At 62.1% G+C, this 21,604-nt stretch carries 18 protein-coding genes; 13 read left to right on the top strand and 5 right to left on the bottom strand.

Annotation, left to right across the window (positions count from 1 at the left end; translation table 11 throughout):
- Positions 1 to 2 precede the first annotated feature (2 nt).
- Positions 3 to 1,001, bottom strand: a complete 999-nt coding sequence (cyoA, locus tag ACUJB0_RS02415; protein ID WP_444843818.1) for a ubiquinol oxidase subunit II — start codon at positions 999 to 1,001, stop codon at positions 3 to 5.
- Between the two features lie 131 nt (positions 1,002 to 1,132).
- On the opposite strand from cyoA, the gene ACUJB0_RS02420 reads away from it, so the two are divergent.
- Together ACUJB0_RS02420 and ACUJB0_RS02425 are read left to right on the top strand one after the other, a co-directional pair.
- Positions 1,133 to 2,485 carry an MFS transporter gene (locus tag ACUJB0_RS02420; protein WP_444843819.1) on the top strand — a complete coding sequence of 451 codons (1,353 nt, stop codon included), beginning with the start codon at positions 1,133 to 1,135 and terminating at the stop codon, positions 2,483 to 2,485.
- Between the two features lie 83 nt (positions 2,486 to 2,568).
- Entirely contained in the window at positions 2,569 to 3,558 is a 990-nt protein-coding gene (locus tag ACUJB0_RS02425) for a 2-dehydropantoate 2-reductase (RefSeq protein WP_444843820.1), read from the top strand.
- Between the two features lie 9 nt (positions 3,559 to 3,567).
- On the opposite strand, the gene ACUJB0_RS02430 is transcribed toward ACUJB0_RS02425, so the two are convergent.
- The gene (locus ACUJB0_RS02430) at positions 3,568 to 3,759 is read right to left on the bottom strand and encodes a hypothetical protein (RefSeq protein WP_444843821.1); all 192 of its coding nucleotides are present in this window, start codon (positions 3,757 to 3,759) and stop codon (positions 3,568 to 3,570) included.
- A 312-nt stretch (positions 3,760 to 4,071) separates the two neighbouring features.
- Between ACUJB0_RS02430 and ACUJB0_RS02435 the strand changes: the two genes are divergently transcribed.
- Positions 4,072 to 5,622, top strand: coding sequence for an SDR family oxidoreductase (locus ACUJB0_RS02435; RefSeq protein ID WP_444843822.1), 1,551 nt, complete (start codon positions 4,072 to 4,074; stop codon positions 5,620 to 5,622).
- Between the two features lie 46 nt (positions 5,623 to 5,668).
- On the top strand, positions 5,669 to 7,045 hold the full coding sequence (locus ACUJB0_RS02440; protein ID WP_444843823.1) for a wax ester/triacylglycerol synthase family O-acyltransferase: 1,377 nt from the start codon (positions 5,669 to 5,671) through the stop codon (positions 7,043 to 7,045).
- Between the two features lie 20 nt (positions 7,046 to 7,065).
- On the opposite strand, the gene ACUJB0_RS02445 is transcribed toward ACUJB0_RS02440, so the two are convergent.
- The 3 genes from ACUJB0_RS02445 to ACUJB0_RS02455 all read right to left on the bottom strand — a co-directional run bounded on the left by ACUJB0_RS02445 (position 7,066) and on the right by ACUJB0_RS02455 (position 8,888).
- Entirely contained in the window at positions 7,066 to 7,860 is a 795-nt protein-coding gene (locus ACUJB0_RS02445; protein ID WP_444843824.1) for a DUF4262 domain-containing protein, read from the bottom strand.
- Between the two features lie 18 nt (positions 7,861 to 7,878).
- Positions 7,879 to 8,337 (bottom strand): hypothetical protein, encoded by a 459-nt coding sequence (locus ACUJB0_RS02450; protein WP_444843825.1) that lies wholly within the window; start codon positions 8,335 to 8,337, stop codon positions 7,879 to 7,881.
- A gap of 71 nt (positions 8,338 to 8,408) precedes the next feature.
- Positions 8,409 to 8,888, bottom strand: a complete 480-nt coding sequence (locus ACUJB0_RS02455; RefSeq protein WP_444843826.1) for a DsrE family protein — start codon at positions 8,886 to 8,888, stop codon at positions 8,409 to 8,411.
- Between the two features lie 248 nt (positions 8,889 to 9,136).
- Here ACUJB0_RS02455 and ACUJB0_RS02460 point away from each other — a divergent pair, with 248 nt between their 5' ends.
- The 9 genes from ACUJB0_RS02460 (at position 9,137) to ppk2 (ending at position 21,533) form a co-directional block, all read left to right on the top strand.
- Positions 9,137 to 9,520 carry a BlaI/MecI/CopY family transcriptional regulator gene (locus ACUJB0_RS02460; RefSeq protein ID WP_444843827.1) on the top strand — a complete coding sequence of 128 codons (384 nt, stop codon included), beginning with the start codon at positions 9,137 to 9,139 and terminating at the stop codon, positions 9,518 to 9,520.
- Positions 9,517 to 11,289 carry a penicillin-binding transpeptidase domain-containing protein gene (locus ACUJB0_RS02465; protein WP_444843828.1) on the top strand — a complete coding sequence of 591 codons (1,773 nt, stop codon included), beginning with the start codon at positions 9,517 to 9,519 and terminating at the stop codon, positions 11,287 to 11,289. The genes ACUJB0_RS02460 and ACUJB0_RS02465 overlap by 4 nt, the downstream gene beginning before the upstream one ends.
- A gap of 69 nt (positions 11,290 to 11,358) precedes the next feature.
- Positions 11,359 to 13,461 carry a TonB-dependent receptor gene (locus ACUJB0_RS02470; protein ID WP_444843829.1) on the top strand — a complete coding sequence of 701 codons (2,103 nt, stop codon included), beginning with the start codon at positions 11,359 to 11,361 and terminating at the stop codon, positions 13,459 to 13,461.
- Between the two features lie 545 nt (positions 13,462 to 14,006).
- A complete protein-coding gene (locus ACUJB0_RS02475; RefSeq protein WP_444843830.1) occupies positions 14,007 to 16,193 on the top strand; it encodes a DUF6531 domain-containing protein in 2,187 nt (728 codons plus the stop codon).
- On the top strand, positions 16,190 to 17,572 hold the full coding sequence (locus tag ACUJB0_RS02480; protein ID WP_444843831.1) for a hypothetical protein: 1,383 nt from the start codon (positions 16,190 to 16,192) through the stop codon (positions 17,570 to 17,572). The genes ACUJB0_RS02475 and ACUJB0_RS02480 overlap by 4 nt, the downstream gene beginning before the upstream one ends.
- 11 nt (positions 17,573 to 17,583) lie before the next feature.
- Positions 17,584 to 18,507 (top strand): RHS repeat domain-containing protein, encoded by a 924-nt coding sequence (locus tag ACUJB0_RS02485; RefSeq protein WP_444843832.1) that lies wholly within the window; start codon positions 17,584 to 17,586, stop codon positions 18,505 to 18,507.
- A complete protein-coding gene (locus ACUJB0_RS02490; protein WP_444843833.1) occupies positions 18,489 to 18,896 on the top strand; it encodes a hypothetical protein in 408 nt (135 codons plus the stop codon). The genes ACUJB0_RS02485 and ACUJB0_RS02490 overlap by 19 nt, the downstream gene beginning before the upstream one ends.
- A gap of 103 nt (positions 18,897 to 18,999) precedes the next feature.
- Positions 19,000 to 20,598: an inorganic phosphate transporter gene (locus ACUJB0_RS02495; RefSeq protein ID WP_444843834.1), complete on the top strand. Its 1,599-nt coding sequence runs from the start codon at positions 19,000 to 19,002 to the stop codon at positions 20,596 to 20,598.
- A 14-nt stretch (positions 20,599 to 20,612) separates the two neighbouring features.
- Positions 20,613 to 21,533: a polyphosphate kinase 2 gene (gene ppk2 / locus ACUJB0_RS02500; RefSeq protein ID WP_175001265.1), complete on the top strand. Its 921-nt coding sequence runs from the start codon at positions 20,613 to 20,615 to the stop codon at positions 21,531 to 21,533.
- Positions 21,534 to 21,604 lie beyond the last annotated feature (71 nt).

Consider the following 21,604-nt stretch of genomic DNA (forward strand, 5'->3'; position numbering starts at 1 on the left):
GGTCATTCTTTACGGAGTGGTTGGGCCGTGGCGGTGGCGACTTTAGGCTCGCACACATCTTTCGGCAGTTCTTTCGCGGTGGCGGCGGCCTGCATGCGCATGGCGTCCTGCTCCATCTGCGCGTTCATGCAGGTCGAGCCTTCGGCCACGCAGCGGTTCAGCACCAGGTCGTACAGGCCCTTGTCGACGCTGCCGAAGTGCATGATCGGATGCTTGATGGTGGGCTTGTCCAGGTCCAGGTAGCCGGCGCGGGTCAGCGTGCCGCCGCCGGCGCGGGTTTTCTCAACCCATGCGTCGAAGTCGGCCTGGGTGACGCCGTGGTACTTGAACTTCATGTCCGAGAAACCGGCGCCGCTGTAGTTCGACGAGAAGCCGTCGTACACGCCCACCTTGTTCATCACCGCGTTCAGCTGGGTCTCCATGCTGGGCATGGTGTAGACCATGCCGGCCAGCGCGGGGATGTAGAACGCGTTCATCACGGTCGAGGACGTCATGTGGAAACGGACCGGCACGTCGACCGGGGTCACCAGCTCGTTGACGGTGGCGATGCCTTGTTCAGGGTAGATGAACATCCACTTCCAGTCCATCGCCACGACCTGCACTTCCAGCGGCTTGACGCCGACCGCCACAGGACGGTTCTCGTCGATGCGGCTCAGCGGACGGTATGGGTCCAGCAAGTGGGTGTAGATCCAGGTGATCAGGCCCAGCACGATGATGATCAGCAGCGGAGCGCCCCAGATCAGCAGCTCGAGCTTGGTCGAGTGGTCCCAGTCCGGCTTGTACTCGGCGGAAGTGTTGGACTTCCGGTAGCGCCAGGCGAACAGGCAAATCAGGAACATAACGGGTACGATAATCAGCAGCATCAGCAGCGTTGACACAACAACAAGGTGTGCCTGCTGGGCTGCGATATCACCGGACGGGTTCAACACCACCGTGTTGCAGCCTGCTAGCCACAACAGCGGCGCGAGGAACAGTCCACGACGCGCGAGAGAAGGAATCATAGGTAATCTACGTTACAGTATGTGGATGATGTGTTACTGTACCAATCACGGAATGTTCCTGCCATTGGACACTTTGTCCCAGGGGCCGGGGCATGATCGTGATAAAAATATCAACGCAGGAGACAGAGACCATGGCCACTACGACTACACCAAACGGCGTGCATATTGGCGCCCAAGAACCATCTCAGGCCGGTAATGATGCACGCAACATCAATGCACGGGACGACGATCACATCTCACCAGGCGAAATAGCGGTCGGCGTGGTGATCGGCCGCGCATCCGAGTATTTCGATTTCTTTGTCTACGCGATTGCTTCCGTGCTGGTGTTCCCTTCGCTGCTGTTCCCGTTCGACGGGCGGCTGGAAGGCACCTTGTACGCATTCACCATCTTCTCTTTTGCCTTTATTGCAAGACCGATCGGCACCGTGATCTCGATGGCCATCCAGCGCCGCTACGGGCGCGAGGCCAAGCTGACCGGCGCGCTGCTGCTGCTCGGCTCCACCACCGCCGGCATCGCTTTCCTGCCATCCTATGCCGACAACGGCTTCTATTCCATCCTGATCCTCTCCGTGCTGCGCATCGGCCAGGGCCTGGCGCTGGGCGGCTCGTGGGACGGCTTGCCGTCGCTGCTGGCGCTCAACGCTCCCGAGAACAAGCGTGGATGGTACGCGATGTTGGGCCAACTGGGCGCGCCGACCGGCTTCTTCATCGCCGCCGGCCTGTTCTGGTACCTGATCGGCAACCTGAGCGACCTGGACTTCATGGACTGGGGCTGGCGCTATCCGTTCTACGTGGCCTTCGCCATCAACGTGGTGGCGCTGTTCGCCCGCCTGCGCCTGACCTCGACCAGCGAGTACGCCAAGCTGCTGGAAGAACGTGAACTGCAGCCGACCAGCGTGATCGAAATGGCCAGCTCGCAAGGCCGCAACCTGATCATCGGCGCCCTCGCCGCCCTGGCCAGCTACGCGCTGTTCCACCTGGTGACGGTGTTCCCGCTGTCGTGGATCACGATCTACTCGCCGCGCTCGGTCACCGGCTTCCTCGGCACGCAGATGGTGGGCGTGTTGCTGATGGCGGTGGGCGTGGTGGCTTCCGGCGTGATCGCCGACCGCATCGGCCGCCGCCGCACGCTCGGTTCGCTGGCCATCCTGATCGCGGTGTTCAGCGGCTTCGTGCCGACGCTGCTGAACGGCGGCGAAGGCGCGCAGGATACCTTCATCATGCTGGGCTTCGCGCTGCTGGGCTTGTCGTACGGCCAGGCCGCCGGCGCCGTCACGGCCAACTTCCCGGCGCAGTACCGCTACACCGGCGCGGCCTTCACGTCCGACCTGGCATGGCTGGTGGGCGCGGGCTTCGCGCCGCTGGTGGCGCTGGGCGTGTCCTCGCAGTTCGGGCTGGCGTATGTGGGCTTGTACCTGCTGTCGGGCGCGGTCTGCTCGCTGGCCGCGCTGAGCCTGAACCGCGCGCTGGATATCCGTAACTGATCCACCCAGGCGTCCGGCTGCATCGCCAGCCGGACGCTCTCTCCTGTGGCAAAATAAGCAAACTTTCCCACACGGAGTATCAAATGAAGGTATGCATCGTCGGCGCCGGCGCCATTGGCGGTTTCATTGGCGCGCGCCTGGCCGCGGCCCAGGCCTGCGAGCTGAGCGCCTACGCACGCGGCGACACGCTCGCCGCATTGCGGCAACACGGCTGGCGCCTGCAGCAAGGCGAGGTCCTGATCCAAGCCCCCGCCCACGCCAGCGACAACGCGGCGGCACTGGGCCCGCAAGACGTGGTCATCATCGCCGTCAAAGGCCAGGCGCTGGCCGCCGTGGCACAGCAGATCGCCCCGCTGATCGGCCCACACACCCTCATCCTGCCCGCCATGAATGGCGTCCCGTGGTGGTTCGGTCAAGGCGTGCCGGCGATCGGCAACGAGCCGCTGGCCAGCGTCGACCCCGGCGGCGTGATCGCGGCGGCGCTGCCTTACCAACAAGTGATCGGCTGCGTGGTCCACGCCAGCACCTCGACGCCCTCGCCCGGCTTGGTCAGCCACAAGATGGGCAACGGCCTGATCATTGGCGAGCCCGCCGGCGGCGACTCCGAACGCGCACAGCGATTGGGCGCACTGCTGCGCCAGGGCGGCTTCGACGTCAAGGTATCGGCCGATATCCGCTACGACATTTGGTATAAATTATGGGGAAATATGACCCTGAACCCGGTCTCGGCAATCACCGGTGCGACGGCGGACCGCATCCTGGACGACCAGCTGGTGGCCGAATTCTGCCGCGCCGCCATGCGCGAAGCGGCCATCATTGGCGAGCACATCGGCTGCCGTATCGCTGAAACACCCGAGCAGCGCCACCTGGTCACACGCAAACTGGGCGCCTTCAAAAGCTCCATGCTGCAGGACGCCGAAGCCGGCCGCATGCTGGAGCTGGACGCACTGGTGGCGTCCGTGCGCGAGATCGGCCAGCGCCTGCAACTGGCCACCCCGCACATCGACGCCCTGCTGGGCCTGACCCGGCTGTTTGGCCGCGTCCACGGCCTCTATCCGGAAGCCCAGCAATAAATCACCGGCTTAGCGCTCCTCGCGGTTGCCACGTTCATCGCGGCTGCCCGACTGGCGCTGGGCCGGATCGCTGTTTTCCTTGTTTTTGGTATCGCGGCTGGTGTCCACGCTTTGCTGCTGGCTACCGCCACGCGAACCGCTCTGCTGCGAGCCTGGCGTGCCCGATTGCTTGGCTTCATCTGGTTTCTGGCGCTGGGTCATGATCGTCTCCTGTGGAAGTGATTGAACGCCGGCATTGCCGGCAACCCATCATCTTCCAGCGCGTCCTGGGGCGGTATAGGCGTTCTGCCCACGCCGATGTAAGACCAGACTGAGTTCCCAAAGAACATAGGCCGTTGCGCAAATGCCTCAATGTTGCAAACGCGGCCATTTCAGTTTCCCCGGCGCTCACTCCGCATGACTCGCGCAGCCATGCGTTTGGCTTCCAAAGCCACTGCAAAGTCGCCAGTCACTCCCCGGTTTCGCTCTAAGATCGGCTCATTGCAGTAATGACACCGTTTCTGAGAAACCGCTATGACACCAGCATTGAACGTCCACGCAGCACTGTCGGGAAAGCGCGTACTGATCACCGGCAGCACCGGTTTCCTCGCCAAGGTCGTGCTGGAGAAATTGATCCGCAGCGTGCCCGACATCGCCGGCATCGTGCTTGTGATACGCGGTGGCCGCGGCAAGACCAACGGCGACGCCCGCACCCGATTCGAGCGCGACATCGCCACCTCCTCCGTGTTCGACCGCCTGCGCGCCGAGCGCCCGGCCTTCCTGGCCGAGTTCTTCGCCGAGCGCATCGAATGCGTGACCGGCGAAGTGACCGCGCCCTGCTTCGGTCTGAAGCTGACGGAGTTCAACGCGCTGGCCCGCCGCGTCGACCTGGTGATCAACGCCGCCGCCAGCGTCAACTTCCGCGAAGCGCTGGACGAGGCGCTGGCCATCAACGCCCTGAGCGTGCAGCACGTCGCCGAACTGGCGCGCGCCGCCAACGCACCGCTGGTGCAGGTATCGACCTGCTACGTCAACGGCTACAACCGGGGCGACATGCTGGAGCAGAACGTCACCCCCGCCCGCGCCGCCATCCCGCGCCACACCGACGGCCATTATGATTTATACGGTTTACTCCAACACCTGCAGCACCGCGTGGCCGCCATCAAGGCCGAGACCACCGATCCCGAACAACTGGCGCGCCGCCTGACGGAGCTCGGCATCGCCGAAGCCAACTACCACGGCTGGAACGACACCTACACCTTCACCAAATGGATGGGCGAACAGCTGGCGATGCAGGCCATGCGCGGCAAAACGCTCACCATCGTGCGCCCGTCGATCATCGAAAGCACGTTGCAGGAGCCGGCGCCCGGTTGGATCGAAGGCGTCAAGGTGGCCGACGCCATCATCCTGGCCTACGCGCGCGGCAAGACCAGCTTCTTCCCGGCCAAGGCCAACGAAATCGTCGACATCGTGCCGGCTGACCTGGTGGCCAACAGCATCGTGCTGGCCGCCGCTGAAGCGCTGATCGAACGCGGAACCACCCGCATCTACCAAGCCTGCACCGGCTCCGCCAACCCGATCTCGGTCGGGCGCGTGATTGAACTGTTCCAGACCGAATCGCAACGCAATTGGCGCAACTACGAACGGCTGTTCTACAACGAACCGAAACATGGCTTCCGCGTCGTCAGCCGCCCGGTATTCCTGTTGATGCTGCGGGCCATGAGCCTCGGCGCAACCGCCTGGAGCGGCGTACGCCGGCTGCTGGGCGCGGGCGACTCGCCCAAGCTCGAAGCGCTGCGTACCACGCAGCTGCTGGCATTGACGTTCTCGTTCTACACCGCGCCACGCTACGTGTTCCACAACAAATCGTTGATGGAACTGGCGCAGCGCTTCGGCAGCGAAGACCGCGCGCGTTATGGGGTCGACCCGGCCGTCATCGACTGGCCGGACTACCTGTGCCGCATCCACATGACGGGCTTGAACCGTTACGCGCTGCGGCCGCGCTCACCCAAGTCGGTGGAAGCGGCGGCAGCGGCGGCGCCGGCGCCCGTGGCGGAGACAGAAGCACGACCGGTAAAAATATAAGCGGACGCCGGCAAAGATCCGGCGCCGCATGAGGAGACAGCATCACATGAGCAAACCAACCGCAGCACCGGCGGCAATGACACGTCGCGACTATGCGTGGCATCGCATGGACACCGACAAGAACCTGATGGTCATCAACAGCATTTTGCTGTTCGAAGGCGCGGTCGACATGGAGCGGCTGATATCGACCATCGGCCTGCGCCTGCCCAACTACCCGCGCTTCACGCAAAAGGTGGTGCAGCTGCGCGGACGTCCGCACTGGGTGGAGGACGGGGAGTTCAACATCGCCCAGCACATCAAGCTTGAGCAGATGTCGCAGGACGTCAGCCGCGAAGAGCTGCAAGCGCACATGACCCGCATCGCCCACCTGCCGCTGGAGCGGGACCGGCCGATGTGGCACATGACGGTGCTGGACCGCGTCAATGGCGGACACGCCATCGTGTTCCGCGTCCACCACTGCATCACCGACGGTTTGGGGCTGGTACACGTGCTCAATCACCTGACCGACGACAACGGCGTGCATGGCCGCACGCCCTCCCCGGTCGGCCATCCGCACCGCGCCACGGTGGCGCACAACGCCGTGTGTTCGGCGGTGGCGCGCGGCGTGTCGTGGCTGAAGATCGCCTTCCACGTGGCGCGGCTGTCGGTGCTGTGGCCCGACGCACCAAGCCAGTTCAAGGCACCGATGACCGGCGCCAAACAGCTGGTGTGGCTGCCGCCGCTGGAAATGGACCGCGTGCGCGCCATGTCCAAGCGCATGGGTGTGACGTTAAACGATGTGTGGGTGGCCGCCGTCTCCGGCGCGCTGCGCCAGTACCTGGGCGAACGCGGACAGCGGCCTGACGGCCGCGCCCTGCGCGCCGCCGTCACCTTCAACCTGCGCGAAAAGGCCAACGCCTTCCAACTCGGGAACGAGTTCGGCCTGGTGGCAGTGGACCTGCCGACCAATATGGACGATCCATGCGTGCGCCTGCGCCAGTCCAGTGAACGCATGACCGCCATCAAGCGCTCGCACCAGCCACGCGCAACGATGGCCTTCCTCTCGATCGCCGGCTGCCTGCCGACCGCCCTGCAGCACTTCGCGTTGAACCTGTTCACGTCCAAGGGCTCGGTGGTGCTGACCAACATCGAAGGACCCGGCAGCCGCCGCTACCTGGCCGGCTCGCGCATGACGGATTTGATCTGCTGGGTGCCGCAGGCGGGCAAACTGGGCGTGGGCCTGGCGTTCATCTCGTACGCAGGACAGATTCAACTCGCCCTCTTCGTCGACACCGACCTTGTCCCCGACCCAGAACGCCTGATGACGCTAACCTACGACGCCTTCGAGGAACTGGAGCTAGCCACCCGCGCCGCGCCTTCCGGAACACCCGATGAAGCAGCCGATACCGAACTGACAGGGGCACCGTTAGCTCCAGCCCGGTAACTGAAGAGACAATCCGGTTGTCAGGCCAGCAAGGGCTGGCGCGCGATCAGCCAATCGCTGGCACCCGGTTCCCATGGAAACACGCCAGTGGTGCTTGGCCAGATAATCTGGTAGGCCCGAAACGGGCCGCCCTTGTTCAGCCAGCTCGCCCAGTGCATGTAGTCGGCAACTTGCTCGGCAGACGCCTCGCCGATGACGCATTCGAAATCGCCGCCGAGCAGACCAGCAATGCGTTCCCCCGGGGCGATCGCCCGGCGCTCCTTCATCTGTCGGTAGCACTCGTTGATGACGCTGCAAGCAATGTTGGACTTGAGGCCAATGACGATCAGCTCCGGCATGCCGAGCGACTGTTCGATACCGATCGAATAGGTAAACGGCGGATGCTCGTCCTCTTCCAGCACGCTGATGACATGCAGGCCATATTTCTCGATATCGGCCAGTGCCTTGGCGTCAGCTTCGGGTCCACCGCAGTTGTGCGGCACGTCTTCCTCGTCATCGTCCTGTTCGTCTTCCGGCTCCAGCTCCCAACGCTCCCATTTGGCCCCTGCAGCGTCGCGGCACGCACCCCAACCACGCGGAAGATCAGCAATGGCCGCGATGTCGGAGTGCTTCTCGAAAAGACAACCGAGACACAGCATGACGCATTCGCCCGGCTCGTCCGTGGTGCCGTCCAAGAACTGCCAGTCTCCGTTGAAATCGTGGACGACACGCAGCACATCAAAGCCTTCGCGCGCCACTTTATCCGTACAAAAAGTGGCAGTGGCAATGCGGTCTGGGAACGGCCAGTCGGGGAAATTGTGAGTATGCTCGGTCATAATTGAAGGCACGCGCCGTTAGTACCGAACTCTTTTCAATGAAAAAAAACCAAGCGCGTGACTTGTGCCTAGACCTACCGCGTTGTATGTGCCTTGAATATTCGATGCATCTGATTTGCCAGACAAGAGGGAATATCTATCACACATCGCTGTGCCGCCTAGAGTAAGCGCACCGTTTTCCAGCTGATATGCTATCGGCTCTGCCAAGGGGAAGAAACGCTCATCTTGAACGGTCTTGGCCTCGATAGCTACCCGCTTCCACGTTCCGCCCATGCACGATTCAGAAGCAATTTTCTCAGTGAGTCGAATTGTCGCCACAACTTTAACGGAATGTTTTGTGTCGGCTATCCGCAAATCCCAAAGACCATCCAATTCTTGCGCGTGGCTCACTATGGAAACACCGCACACCATGGCGCAAGCGAAAAATATGCGCACAACAGATTTTGGTACCGGCATATTAAAAAATTCCTCGGCCATGCATTCACTCATATATCTGTATCCGATAGCCGGCTTTGGGTAGTAATCCGGGCTTAACCAGGAGGGATAACTTAATTGGCAGGATCAACAGCCCAACCGTGGCTGGCGAGCCAACCCACTTCGGCAAAGCCGGAAGGGACAATATCCCCTTCCTGAAGTCCGTAAAGTGCATGCCAGTCCAGTTTCATGCCTTTGAGCGTGACATTGCAAACGTTAAATTGCGCGCCTGCAGCACGCGCGGCGTCAACGGCTTCCTTGATCTTCGGATCCATCGGTTGCGAGAGCAACTTAACGCCCGCACCGTACAACACAATCTTCGCCTTCATGCCGCCGCCCAGTCCAGCGGTTGCCGTGACCCCATTGCCGACGTTCCGCAAACGGAATAGCCAAACTGCCGGATCGTCGGTGGTGATTGGCACGACCACCTTGACTTCGCCATACGGCGCATGTTGAATGTTGGGCGCGACGTATTCAGCATGAGCTGCGTTGGTGAACAAGATCGAAACGAAAATGGCGAACAGAACATTGCCCAACGTAATATGATTTTTCAATTAGGTACTCCGTATTGAGTTTCAACGCGGAGGTCTCTCCGCGCGGCAGCTCTTTGGCCGAATTCCACCAACTGCATCAGGATAGCAGCTTGCTAATCTGCAAAGCTCACAAATTATAACTCTCGGCTGAAGGCCAGGTATTTGAGCGCGAGACCTGTAAGCACGATATGGCAGAAAAAAATATTCTCTTGACTACATGCGACGCATGTCGCATGATTGTCAGGTGAGTCACATTTAGCCTGCGCGCCATGCATATCCCTTCGACTACCGAACTCAGTTTGTTAAAAGCCCTTTGGCGTTGGCAGCCCTTGAGCGCGCGTGAAATCCACGAGCACATCGGCGATGAGCTCAGTTGGTCGTATTCATCGACACGCAAAACGCTGGAACGCATGCTCGAAAAAGGCATGGTCCGCCAACACACCCGCCACGGCGTGCAGACCTACGAAGCGACGCTGGAAAAAGTGGACACGCTGGCGATGTTTGCCCGCGATTTCGCCAAGCGTGTGATGGAGATCGACACCCCACTCCCCGTGGCCATGTTCACCGGCAGCAAACTGGTCAGCGGCACCGAGCTCGCCGAGCTTGAGCAATTGTTGCAGCAATGGCCCGGCAACGAGGATGCCACGCCATGACCCCGCTCGACGTCTTACTGGCCCGCCTGCTGTTCGCGGCCGCAGGTTCGCTGGCGGCCGGCCTTGCCGTCTGGGCGGTGGCGGTACTATGCGCGCGGCGCTTCCCCGCGCTCGCCGCTCAGCGCTCGCTGTGGCTGCTGGGCCAACTGGCGGTTGCCATCATCTTCGGCGCCATACTGCTGCCGCACACCGACCGTCTGCGCATGGTGCCGGTCATCGACATGAACAACGACTCGCTGCCGTTGGCCGCGGCGCAGCCTTCGCAACCGGCGATCATCACTGCCACCGATGCCGCGCCCGCCACTGCCGCCGAACAGCGCGGCACCAAGGTCGCTTACGCGGCGCGCGCCTGGTGCGTGCTGTATTTCCTTGGCCTGGGCTACTTCGCCTACCGCCAATGGCGCGCCAGGCGGCTGCTGCAAACGCTTGTCGCAAGCGGAGCACCGCTAACGGCGAGCGACGATCACCCGGGATTCATGGGCAAGGCACAGGCACTGCTGCCACGTGCGATCGAAGTCTGCGCGCCGATTTCGCCGATGTTGCAGGGGATTTTCAAACCGAGACTGCTGCTGCCCCGACATCTGCGCAACTTCGACCGGCTGCAGCAGCAGCTGATCATCGAACACGAGCTGACCCACTGGCGCCGCCGTGATCTCCAGCTCAGCGCGGCATCGGTACTGCTCCAGGGCGTGTTCTGGTTCAATCCATTCATGCGCATGCTGCACGCCCGGCTGGGCTGGTCGCAGGAGTTTGGCTGCGACCACGACGTGCTGTCCGGCCGGCCGCCCGAGGAACGCAAGGCCTATGCGGCGGCGCTGGTCACGCAGCTGAGTCTGCAACGGCAAGCGGTCGACGCGGCGCTGGCGTTTGGCGCCAGCGGCCAGCCCTCCCTGGTCTCCCGCGTCAAGCTGATCCGCTCACCGATGGCGACACGCAGCCGCTGGCCGCGCTATGCCGCCCTCGGCAGCCTGGCGGTGGTGGTATGTGCCAACCTGATGTTGCAGCCCGCGTTCAAACTGCATGCCGCCAACCTCGATGCGCTGGATTGCACGATCATGGCCGACGCCAGCAGCGGCAAGGAACTGGTGCGCGAAGGCAGCTGCGACGAACGCGTCACGCCGGCGTCCACCTTTAAAATCGCCATCAGCCTGATGGGCTTCGACAGCGGCGTGCTGCAGGACGACCACAGCCCTTACCTGCCGTACGAGGAGCGCTACGCCTCACCGAATCCGTCCTGGCGCCATGGCACCGATCCGGCCTCGTGGCTGCGTGAATCCGTCGTCTGGTATTCCCAGCAAGTGGTGTCGCGCGTTAGCTCCGCCGGCGTACGCGGCTACGTGCAGGCGTTCGACTATGGCAACCGCGAACTGGCCAGCGTCGCCGGCGTGGACGATGCCATCGCGCTGTCAGAGGTCAGCCCCACGCTGAGAATCTCCCCGTCCGAGCAGGCCACCTTCCTGCGCAAGGTGGTCAATCGCCAGCTGCCGCTGTCCGCGCATGCGTATGAGTTGACCGAGCGGCTGCTAAAGGTCAACGCGCCGGTGAACGGCTGGCAGGTCTACGGCAAGACCGGCACGGCGGCCATCCAGCGACCGGACGGCACCGCCGACCAGACTCAGGATATCGGCTGGTTCGTCGGCTGGGTGGTCAAGGATGGCCGCAGGCTGGTGTTCGCGCGCCTGCTGCAGCATCCCGTTCTCAGCTACCACCACGCCGGCGCGCAGACCCGCGAAGCCTTCATGGCCGAACTGGCGCGGCGCGCGCTGTAGCTTCCTGTTTCCTATCCTGTTCCTCTCCATCTCGCTGGGGAGGGTGGCCCCACTCGTCCCGAGAAATCCATGTGCAATGCTGATCTGACCTCTCCCTGCCTCCGCAAGCTCACCCTGCCGCTGCTGCTGTTACCTTTGCTGGCGCACGCCCAGGACCAGGCGCCAGCCGTCCAGACCGTGGTGGTATCGGCCAGCACCGAGCCTGTGGTCAAGAAGCTCGACAAGACGGTGTACGATGTCACCGGCATGGCGCGCGCGGCCAACGGCACAGCGCAGGATGTGCTGCAATCCACCCCGGAGGTATCGGTGACTGCGGATGGCAAGATCTCGGTCAAGGGTAACAACCAGGTAACGGTCCTCATCAACGGCAAGCCGACCGCGATGCTGGCGGGCTCGGGTGACGAGCAGGCGCTGGCGCTGCAAACGATGAGCGGGGCCGACATCGCCAGCGTCGAAGTCATCACGAATCCCTCCGCCGCCTACAACGCCAATGGCGGCGCCATCCTGAACATCGTGTTGAAGCACAATCGCAAACCGGGCGCGCACGCCCAAATACAGGGCAGCGCGGCGGACCACGGTTTGTGGAATGTCGCCACATCCGGCGACGTGACCAAGGGCGCCCTCAGCGTCCACGGCAACCTGGCGTACCGCCGCGACGGCACGCTGAAAATGCGCGACTCGGCGGTCGACTGGAACAACCCGGTGTCCGGCCTATCCGGACAAACCCGCCAGACCTCGGAGATATTTGTGCGCCGTAGTGTCGAAAGCGCGACGCTGGGCCTCGATTACGCGCTCAGCGAGATCGATAGCATCAGCCTGTCGGCGCAGCACAACCGCCGCCGCTCGCTGCCATTGCTGGACGAGCTCAACGCGACGCGCACGCCGGCCGCCGAGACGCTGTATCACCGCATTTCCTTCGGCCCCAACGAGCAGTCCGACAACGGCGCCAGTTTGGCTTACAGCCACCAGGAGCGCGGCGCGGTGCTGAAAGCCACGCTGCAGCACAGCGCCACCGATAACCTTGTGGACAAGTCCTATCGCGACGTGTTCATCGCGCCGGTCCTGCCCGCCGACTACACGCGCGGCGCCACCGCATCGACACGGCGCCTGACGCAGGCCACCGTCGATTGGAGCCAGGCCACCACTCACGGCCAATGGGGCGCCGGCCTCGATATCCAGAACAAGGTCGACGACATCGCCAACTACCAGGCCGCCGTCGACCCGCTCAATGGCAGCGAGACGCAGGATCCCGACACCACCAATCGCTACGCGGCCAGGTCCACGCTGAGCGCCGCCTACCTGACCGACAAATTCAAGCTCGGACAGTGGGAAGTGCTGCTGGGCACGCGCATCGAGCGCATGGGACTCAAGGTGATGCCGGCACAAGGCGCGGTGCGCAGCGGGCACTGGCAGGCGTTCAATCCCAGCCTGCATCTCCGCTACGAGATCAGCGACAACGCCGACATCGCGCTCAGCTATCGGCGCAGCCTGCAGATGCCGGACGCGCGCGACCTCAATCCATTCACCACGTATGTGGACGCACAAAATCTCAGCCGAGGCAATTCCTACCTCAAGCCCCAGCTGTTGAACTCATGGGAAGTCAGCACCAATGCCGATGCCGGTCGCCTCAGCGGCAGCGCCGGCGCGTTCTACCGCACCAGCCGCGACACGGTAACCGACGCGCGCAGTTTTATCGACGACGTGCTGGTCACCTCAAAACAGAACGGCGGCCAGGCCCGCTCGGCCGGCGTGACGGCGTCGCTTGAATGGAAGCCGGACGAGCGCTGGCGCCTGGGCATGGATGGCGGCGCCTACCAGGTTGTGCTCACCACTCCCGACACGTTTGAAGTGGTCCGCCAGTCGGGAGTCTCGGCCTACCTGAACCTGCGCGCGGCCTACCACGCCGGGCCGGACGATCTCTCGCTCGACGCGCATACCCAGTCGGCGGGCATCACGCCGCTTGGTCGTTTCGGCGTGACCAACAATGTGAACCTCACGTGGAAGCACCAACTGAACAAGACACTGAGCTTGACCGTCAACGCGAACGATATCTTCGACGGCAGCAAACGCACCTATTCGACGGAAGCGGACACTTTCCGCAGATCCGGGTTCGATCATTTCGTGGCACGGCGCTTGTATGTCGGATTTACCAAAAAGCTGGACGGAAAATAAACCACGCCCGCACTGGAAGAAGGACGACCAGTTCAACATCGCCCAGCACATCAAATTGTAATTACCGACGGCCTGGGGCTGGTGTGGCCGCCGCCAAACTAACGACCTGTTGAACGCCCATGCCAAAGATTTCGAGTCACCGGTGACAATCCGATAGATTGCCACATGGAAACTCGTGCTAGCCTTCACTCCGATAGAAGCGTCGTATCAGCGGCGCTTCCTCCCTTTCTCTCACTATCGGGCGGACGTGACTCATGAAAAATTGGCGGGCATGCTTAATTGGACTCGGACTGCTTTGTACGCTGGATGCAAGGGCGGATTTCATACCAGTTATCGGGAATACCCATTTTAAATGGGTCGGCAACTATCAGACCGGCGCAGCGCTGTATGCCGCTTGCAGTGATCTGGTCAGTAGCTGGAAACAGAACGTGACGACATGGTGCGGCGCTACAGCGCCGGTTGAGAATCCTAATTCGTATAACTCCATTAGCGGTGGCTGGATTCAGGATCTGTCGCAGCCGCCCGGCGTCACCAAATTCTATTATTTGTCCGCTTATGCTTGCCTGAACAATGACAACGTCCGCTATTTCAGCGACACGCAGTCGTGCAGTGGCCTGACCAAGATGACCATGCCGGTGCCGTCCAGTCCCAAGGCGAATGGCGCCTCCTGTCCGGCCAATGCACAGAATCGCCAGCCATCCTGCGGCAATCCAATCGCGATTGGCACCGGCAACAAGGTTCAGGCGGAAGTCGACTATGCAGGGGCCACGCCGGGCTTGCCGCTGTCCTTGACCCGCACCTACAACGGTGGTGTCTTCACCGGCTACAGCGGCGAGTCGGGTGCCTTCGGCAGCCGCTGGTCCCATCTGGTCGACCGGAAGCTGCGCTTATTACCCAACCGTACCGAAACCAAATGCTTCAGGCGCAACAGCAATGGCCTGCAGTTTTGCGAGAGCACGCCGGTTGCCAATGCGGCGCCGGCGGTATCCGTGTCGCGGCCCGACGGCAAGGTCTACAACTTCAATCAGTCGGGCAGCCAGTGGGTGGGCGACGCGGACGTTGATGAGCGCCTGAGCGCGCAATATGCATCGGATGGCGTCACGCCGGTGGGATGGATCTATGTGACTTCGGGACAGGATACCGAAAGCTACGATGCGGCCGGACGACTGCTGTCCATCGTGAGCAAGACAGGTGCGACGCAACGCTATACCTACAGCAGTGGCAACACGAACGACACCAGTGTGGAGCGGCTGCCTGCGGACGCGCCGGCATGCGCCCACGTTCAGCCGGGCGCCGCGGTCGCGGCGGGTCTGCTGGTGTGCGTCACCGATCATTGGGGCCGACAGCTTCAGTTCGAATACGACAGCCGGGCGCGCGTCACGAAAGCCCTGGATCCCGCGGGACAGCCTTACCTGTACAGCTACGACGGCCCCACCGCCGGCTGCCTGGCCTCGGCGCCCGCCAGCCTGGCGTGCGGCGCCAACAACCTGACGCAGGTCACCTACCCTGACGGCAAAAACCGTCTGTACTATTACAATGAATCGGCGCGCATCGGCGACAGCAACGGCTGTTCGGGTGTGACGGCATCCGGCAATGGATTTGGACACCTGCTGAATACGCTGACCGGGATCACCGATGAGAACGGCGTGCGCTTCGCCACGTGGACGTATGATTGCACCGGCCGCGCGGTCGCGTCCGAGCATGCCGGCGGCGTGGAAAAGGTGACGGTCAGCTATGGCGCGCGCGCAGCCGACGGCACGCAGACGACTACCGTCACCACCTCGGTCGGGACAGCGGCGGCGCCTGCCACTATCGCCCGCAGCTATCACAGCGTGATCGTACTGGGCGTCGCCAAAAACGACTCGGTGAGTCAGCCCTGCGACGGTTGCGATGGCATGCTGGAACGGACTTACGACGTCAATGGCAATGTCCTCAGCAGCAAGGACTGGAATGGCAGTAAAACCGTCTACACCTATGACACGGCCCGTAATCTAGAACTCAGCCGCACCGAAGCCTCGGGCACCACCTACGCCCGCACCGCCACCACGGCGTGGCACGCCACGCTGCGCCTGCCGGTCAAGATCGCCACGCCGCTGCGCTTGACCACCTTGTCCTACGACGCTGCCGGCAACGTCGTGAGCAAAACGGTGCAGGCAACGACCGACGCCAATGGCGCGCAAGGGCTGGGCGCGACGCTGGCCGGCGCGGCGCGCAGCTGGTCCTACACCTACAATGAGGTCGGCCAGGTGCTGACCGCGACGGGACCGCTGAACGACACGACCAGCTTCAGCTACGACAGCGAGGGTAACCTGGCCGGCATCACCAACGCCGCCCAGCAAATGACGAGCTACAGCCAGTACGACGCCAATGGCCGGGTCGGCCGCATCACCGATCCGAACGGCCTCGCGACCGATCTCACCTACACCGCTCGCGGCTGGCTGTCCGACAGCGCTGTCGGCGGGGAAAGCACGCATTACGATTACGATGGCGTGGGCCAGGTGACCAAGGTCACGATGGCCGATGGTTCGACGCTGAGCTATACCTACGATGCCGCCCACCGCCTGACCGGCATCAGCGATAGCAGCGGCAACAGCATTGTCTACACCCTGGACCTGGCCGGCAACCGCATCGCCGAACAGACGAAGGATAGCAGCGGCACGCTGACCAGCAAGATCAGCCGCGTGTACGACCCGCTGAATCGCCTCAAACAAATTACCGGAGCCTTGCAATGAAGCGCGCACTGTTGCCATTCGTCGCGGTGCTGTGCGGCACCGCCTCGGCCCAAGTCCAGAATACGACCACCAGCTATGTGTACGACACGGTGGGCAACCTGACCCAAATCACCGATCCTCTGAACCGGATTACCAAGCAGGATTACGACCTGCTGCGGCGGCGTATCAAAGTGACCGACACTAACAGCGGTGTTACCCAGTACGGATATGATGGCCTTGACCAGTTGACACAGGTGACCGACGCCAGGAATCTGGTGACGACCTACACCATCGACGGTTTGGGACAGTTGAGCAAGACTATCAGTCCGGACACCGGAGCCACCACCAATACCTACGACGTCGCGGGCAACCTGAAGACACGTACCGACGCCAAGGGGCAGACGACCACTTATCAATATGATGTGCTCAACCGACCAACTGTCGTCAGCTACAGCGACGGCGCCAGCGCGAGCTACGTCTACGACCAGGGTGATTATGGTCTTGGACGCCTGAGCCAGGTGACCGATATCAGCGGCACCACGTCATATGTCTACGATCAGCATGGTCGTGTGGCGACGGAGACCCGCGTGATCGGCGGCCAGTCTTACAGTACCACCTACCGCTACGACAGCGCTGGTCGCCTTGCCGGGCTGACGTATCCCGGCGGGCGGACAGTAGACTACACGCGCGATGCCATGGGACGTATCAGCACCATCAACACCACGCAAGATGGCGTCACCGCGGCAGTGGTCACCCAAACGACTTATCAGCCGTTCGGACCGGTCAAGTCCATCACCTTTGGCAATGGCCAGGTCTACACGCGGACCTACGACGTGGATGGCCGCGTTGCCAGCTACACGCTCAATGGCCAGTTGCAGACGGTGAGCTACGATGCGGTGAGCCGGATCACCGGCATCAGCGATGCCGGCAATGCCGTCAACAGTCGAGCCTACGGCTACGACTTGCTTGACCGGGTAACCAGCGATCAGCGCTCCGGTCTCAGTTTGAGTTACACCTACGACGCAGTGGGCAACCGCACGCAGCAATCGATCAGCGGCGCGGTAACCAACTATACCTATGCGGCCGGCAGCAATCGCCTGACCCAGGTGGCCGGCACACAGACCAATGCGGTCGGGATGGATGCGAATGGCAGCACCACCAGCAACGGCACCAGCCAGTTCAACTACGATGCACGCGGGCGCATGGTGTCGGCCAACACCGCGATAGGTTTGGTCAGCTACAAGATCAACGCCTTGGGGCAGCGCGTACAGAAGGTCACGCCAACATCGACCACCGTGTTTCACTACGATGGTGGCGGCAAATTGATTGCCGAAACGACCGACGGTGCCACCACCGAATATATCTACTTAGGCGATGTTCCGGTCGCTGTCTTTAAGTAAGGAAGGCCGAGATGAACATCAACAAGTTTCGAAATATAGCCGCGCCCCTTCTGATGCTGGCAGTCGGGTGCGATGCATCCGCATCGAGCCTGTATTTCGTCCAGACCGACCAGCTGAACACACCACGCGCAATTACCGACCAAAGCAATGCATTGGTATGGAAATGGGACAGCGATCCCTACGGCTCGGTGCCGCCGAACGAGCAACCTGCCGGAGGCGCCTCGTTTGTCTTCAACCTTCGTTTTCCCGGCCAGGTGTTTGACCGCGAGACCTATATATACTACAACTACTACAGGGATTACGATCCGCAGACGGGCCGGTACGTTCAGAGCGATCCAATTGGCCTTCGCGGTGGAATCAACACCTATGGCTATGTTGGTGGAAATCCGCTAAGCGGCATCGACCCAAGTGGATTGGCCTGCGTTTCGGCGAACGGGAAAACCACCTGTCAATATCCGGGCGGACCAGGATTTGGCGTGCCTAGCACACAGGGCTTCCCTGCATCTCTCGGGCCGGACAATTGGTTCTATCACAACTACGATGTCTCCGTGTCCATGGGTAAGGCCGATCGTAAGTGCGTCATGGACGAGCTTCAAAAACATGCCACGCCGGGGAAATCCAATGGTTCAAGCCCTGATGGAAATTGGAATGACGCCCAGGTTGGCCCATTTCACAATCCCGTCAAGTCCTATACAACAATGGATCTCTCTACCGGAGCACCGCTAGTGGTTAACTTGACTACAAAGGGGGGCGTTTTTGCCGATGGTTATGTCGCAAGGGGGATCGTAGGGAGTAATGTTCATACTTGGGGCGAAGGTGATAGTCCATGGCAGTCCCCGTACATGACAGGGTTTGACACGCAGTTCATGGCAAACGAGTTAGTTTGGGGCAATCAGATGAGGGAGATTGTCAAGAAATGCAGCTGCGAAAAGTAGGTTCTGGCATTACTGCGATATTGGTGGTTGGAGCAATGGTGGCAGCTGCACTTTCCGCCACCGCCTTTGCGCTCCTGACGCCATTGAACGACACGGGAAGCGCCGCCACCATGTTGGGCTCTCTCCTTGTGTACCTTCCGTTTTGCCTGATTGGTGAGGTTCTTATTGGGCTGCCGATATTCTTAGCAATGCTGAAGCTAAACATGATTCGGTGGTGGATATGGCTGCCCCTTTCACTCGTGCTGGGTTTGCTTCTCGGCTTACTCATGGGTGGTGTTCCCAGTCGCGATGGCAAGACGTTCATCGCTACCCTGTCTGTTGCAGTCTTCTCCGCCGTAGCCTTCCGGCTGGTCTTGGCAATGTCGAAGGGAACGCAGCGGGAAGCTTAGAGCATTGGCAAGGCAGCGCCATAAGCTGCCATCAATGTCGTCATACCTCTGTCATATTTGGCAAGTACATTCAGCTACCACCTTGATACTGGAGCTGAATGGCATGAATACAGTCGTCCAACCCACGCGGATCAGTCCCGCCGACACCAAGAACACCCCCATCACCGCCCTCATCTTCTTCGTGCTGCTGGTGGCGGGCCTGCTGTTCAGCGCCTACAGCCTGCGCTCGGACGTCACCGAGGCCGGTCCGGTGGCCACCAGCTGGCTGCCGTATGTGCTGCTCGGCGTGGCGCTGCTGATCGCCCTCGCCTTCGAATTCGTCAACGGCTTCCACGACACCGCCAACGCCGTCGCCACCGTCATCTACACCAACTCCATGCCGGCCAACGCCGCCGTGGTGTGGTCCGGCTGCTTCAACTTCCTCGGCGTGCTCACCTCCAGCGGCGCGGTCGCCTTCGGCATCATCTCGCTGCTGCCGGTCGAACTGATACTGCAGGTCGGCTCCAGCTCCGGCTTCGCCATGGTGTTCGCGCTGCTGATCGCCGCCATCGTCTGGAACCTGGGCACCTGGGCGCTCGGCCTGCCGGCATCGTCCTCGCACACCATGATCGGCTCCATCCTCGGCGTCGGCATCGCCAACGCGATGATGCATGGCCGCGACGGCACCAGCGGCGTCGATTGGGCGCAGGCTGCCAAGGTCGGCTACTCGCTGCTGCTGTCGCCCATGGTCGGTTTCGGCTGCGCCGCCTTGCTGCTGCTGGCGCTGCGCGCCCTCGTCAAGCGCCGCGAATTGTACGAGGCACCGGCCGGCAACACGCCGCCGCCTTGGTACATCCGGGGCCTGCTGATCCTCACCTGCACCGGCGTCTCCTTCGCGCACGGTTCCAACGACGGCCAGAAAGGCATGGGGCTGATCATGCTGATCCTGGTCGGTACCGTGCCAATGGCCTATGCGCTGAACCGCGCGCTGCCCACCGACCAGGTGACGCAGTTTGTCGCCGTGGCCCAGGTCACGCAGCAGTCGCTGCAAAAATACATGCCGTCCGGCGTGGCGCCGATGGCCGATCCGCATCCCGAGCTGTCGACCTACATCCGCACCAAGACGCTTACGCCCGAGGTGGTGCCGGCGCTGTCGGTGCTGATCGGCGATATCGGCCAGGCGGTCAAGCAGCATGGCTCGCTGGCCAAGGTGCCGGCGGAGACCGTGAGCAACGTCCGCAACGATATGTACCTGGCGGCGGAAACCATGCACGTGATGGACAAGACCAAGGCCCTGCCCTTCGACCCCGACACCGCCGCCAACCTCAAGGCTTTCAAGCAGCAGCTCGACGACGCCACCAAGTTCATTCCGCTGTGGGTCAAGGTGGCGGTGGCGATCGCGCTGGGCCTCGGCACCATGGTGGGCTGGAAGCGCATCGTCGTCACCGTCGGCGAGAAGATCGGCAAATCCCACCTGACCTACGCGCAGGGCGCATCGGCCGAACTGGTGGCGATGCTGACCATCGGCGCGGCCGACATGTACGGCATGCCGGTATCGACCACGCATGTGCTGTCGTCCGGCGTGGCCGGCACGATGGCGGCCAACCGCTCCGGCCTGCAATGGTCCACCGTCCGCAACCTGGCCATGGCCTGGGTGCTGACGCTGCCGGCCGCGATCCTGTTATCGGGATCGCTGTTCTGGCTGTTCCACCACATTTTCTGAAACAAGGAAGCACCATGCGACTGAATGAAACCGATTTGATGGAACGCGTACAACGCGAACTGACCGACAGCTATGACGAAGAGCTGGAGATGGAACTGGAAGACCGCGAGATCGATCCGGTCACGCGCGAGGTGCGCGTTTCGGAGCGCAGCGAGGAAGCCAAGGAAGCCCGCCGCCAGTACTTCCGCGAGCTGTTCCGCCTGCAGGCGGAGCTGGTCAAGCTGCAGGACTGGGTGGTCCACACCGGCCACAAAGTGGTGATCCTGTTCGAAGGCCGCGACGCCGCCGGCAAGGGTGGCGTGATCAAGCGCATCGTCCAGCGTCTCAATCCACGCGTGTGCCGCGTGGCCGCGCTGCCGGCGCCGAACAACCGCGAACGCACGCAATGGTACTTCCAGCGCTACGTGTCGCACCTGCCGGCCGCCGGCGAGATCGTGCTGTTCGACCGCAGCTGGTACAACCGCGCGGGCGTCGAACGCGTGATGGGCTTCTGCTCCGACGACCAGTACGAGGAGTTCTTCCAGACCGTGCCGGAATTCGAGCGCATGCTGGCCCGCTCGGGCATCCAGCTGATCAAATACTGGTTCTCGATCTCCGACGAGGAGCAAAACGCGCGCTTCCTGGGCCGCATCCACGATCCGCTCAAGCAGTGGAAACTGAGCCCGATGGACCTGGAGTCCCGCCGCCGCTGGGAGGAATACACCAAGGCCAAGGAGATCATGCTGGAGCGGACCCACATCCCCGAGGCGCCATGGTGGGTGGTTCAAGGCGTGGACAAGAAGAAGGCGCGCCTGAACTGCATCCATCACCTGCTGGAGCAGATGCCGTACGTGGAAGTGGAGCATCCGGCGATTCAACTGCCGGAACGCGAGTACCACGACGACTACGTGCGCCGCCCGGTGCCGGCCGAGATCATCGTTCCGGAAGTGTACTGACCTGTGCTAAAGTTGGCCGATCGACTATGTTAGGAGATCGGCAAATGCAACTCGGCGCAGTTTCCATCGAC

The organism is Duganella caerulea (assembly GCF_040362985.1).
Classification (GTDB): domain Bacteria; phylum Pseudomonadota; class Gammaproteobacteria; order Burkholderiales; family Burkholderiaceae_D; genus Rugamonas; species Rugamonas vulcania.

Bases quoted from the DNA above. Each gene is read 5' to 3' on its own strand.
- cyoA (WP_444843818.1), bottom strand. From the start codon at position 1,001: ATGATTCCTTCTCTCGCGCGTCGTGGACTGTTCCTCGCGCCGCTGTTG.
- ACUJB0_RS02420 (WP_444843819.1), top strand. From the start codon at position 1,133: ATGGCCACTACGACTACACCAAACGGCGTGCATATTGGCGCCCAAGAA.
- ACUJB0_RS02425 (WP_444843820.1), top strand. From the start codon at position 2,569: ATGAAGGTATGCATCGTCGGCGCCGGCGCCATTGGCGGTTTCATTGGC.
- ACUJB0_RS02430 (WP_444843821.1), bottom strand. From the start codon at position 3,759: ATGACCCAGCGCCAGAAACCAGATGAAGCCAAGCAATCGGGCACGCCA.
- ACUJB0_RS02435 (WP_444843822.1), top strand. From the start codon at position 4,072: ATGACACCAGCATTGAACGTCCACGCAGCACTGTCGGGAAAGCGCGTA.
- ACUJB0_RS02440 (WP_444843823.1), top strand. From the start codon at position 5,669: ATGAGCAAACCAACCGCAGCACCGGCGGCAATGACACGTCGCGACTAT.
- ACUJB0_RS02445 (WP_444843824.1), bottom strand. From the start codon at position 7,860: ATGACCGAGCATACTCACAATTTCCCCGACTGGCCGTTCCCAGACCGC.
- ACUJB0_RS02450 (WP_444843825.1), bottom strand. From the start codon at position 8,337: ATGGCCGAGGAATTTTTTAATATGCCGGTACCAAAATCTGTTGTGCGC.
- ACUJB0_RS02460 (WP_444843827.1), top strand. From the start codon at position 9,137: ATGCATATCCCTTCGACTACCGAACTCAGTTTGTTAAAAGCCCTTTGG.
- ACUJB0_RS02465 (WP_444843828.1), top strand. From the start codon at position 9,517: ATGACCCCGCTCGACGTCTTACTGGCCCGCCTGCTGTTCGCGGCCGCA.
- ACUJB0_RS02470 (WP_444843829.1), top strand. From the start codon at position 11,359: ATGTGCAATGCTGATCTGACCTCTCCCTGCCTCCGCAAGCTCACCCTG.
- ACUJB0_RS02480 (WP_444843831.1), top strand. From the start codon at position 16,190: ATGAAGCGCGCACTGTTGCCATTCGTCGCGGTGCTGTGCGGCACCGCC.
- ACUJB0_RS02485 (WP_444843832.1), top strand. From the start codon at position 17,584: ATGAACATCAACAAGTTTCGAAATATAGCCGCGCCCCTTCTGATGCTG.
- ACUJB0_RS02490 (WP_444843833.1), top strand. From the start codon at position 18,489: ATGCAGCTGCGAAAAGTAGGTTCTGGCATTACTGCGATATTGGTGGTT.
- ACUJB0_RS02495 (WP_444843834.1), top strand. From the start codon at position 19,000: ATGAATACAGTCGTCCAACCCACGCGGATCAGTCCCGCCGACACCAAG.
- ppk2 (WP_175001265.1), top strand. From the start codon at position 20,613: ATGCGACTGAATGAAACCGATTTGATGGAACGCGTACAACGCGAACTG.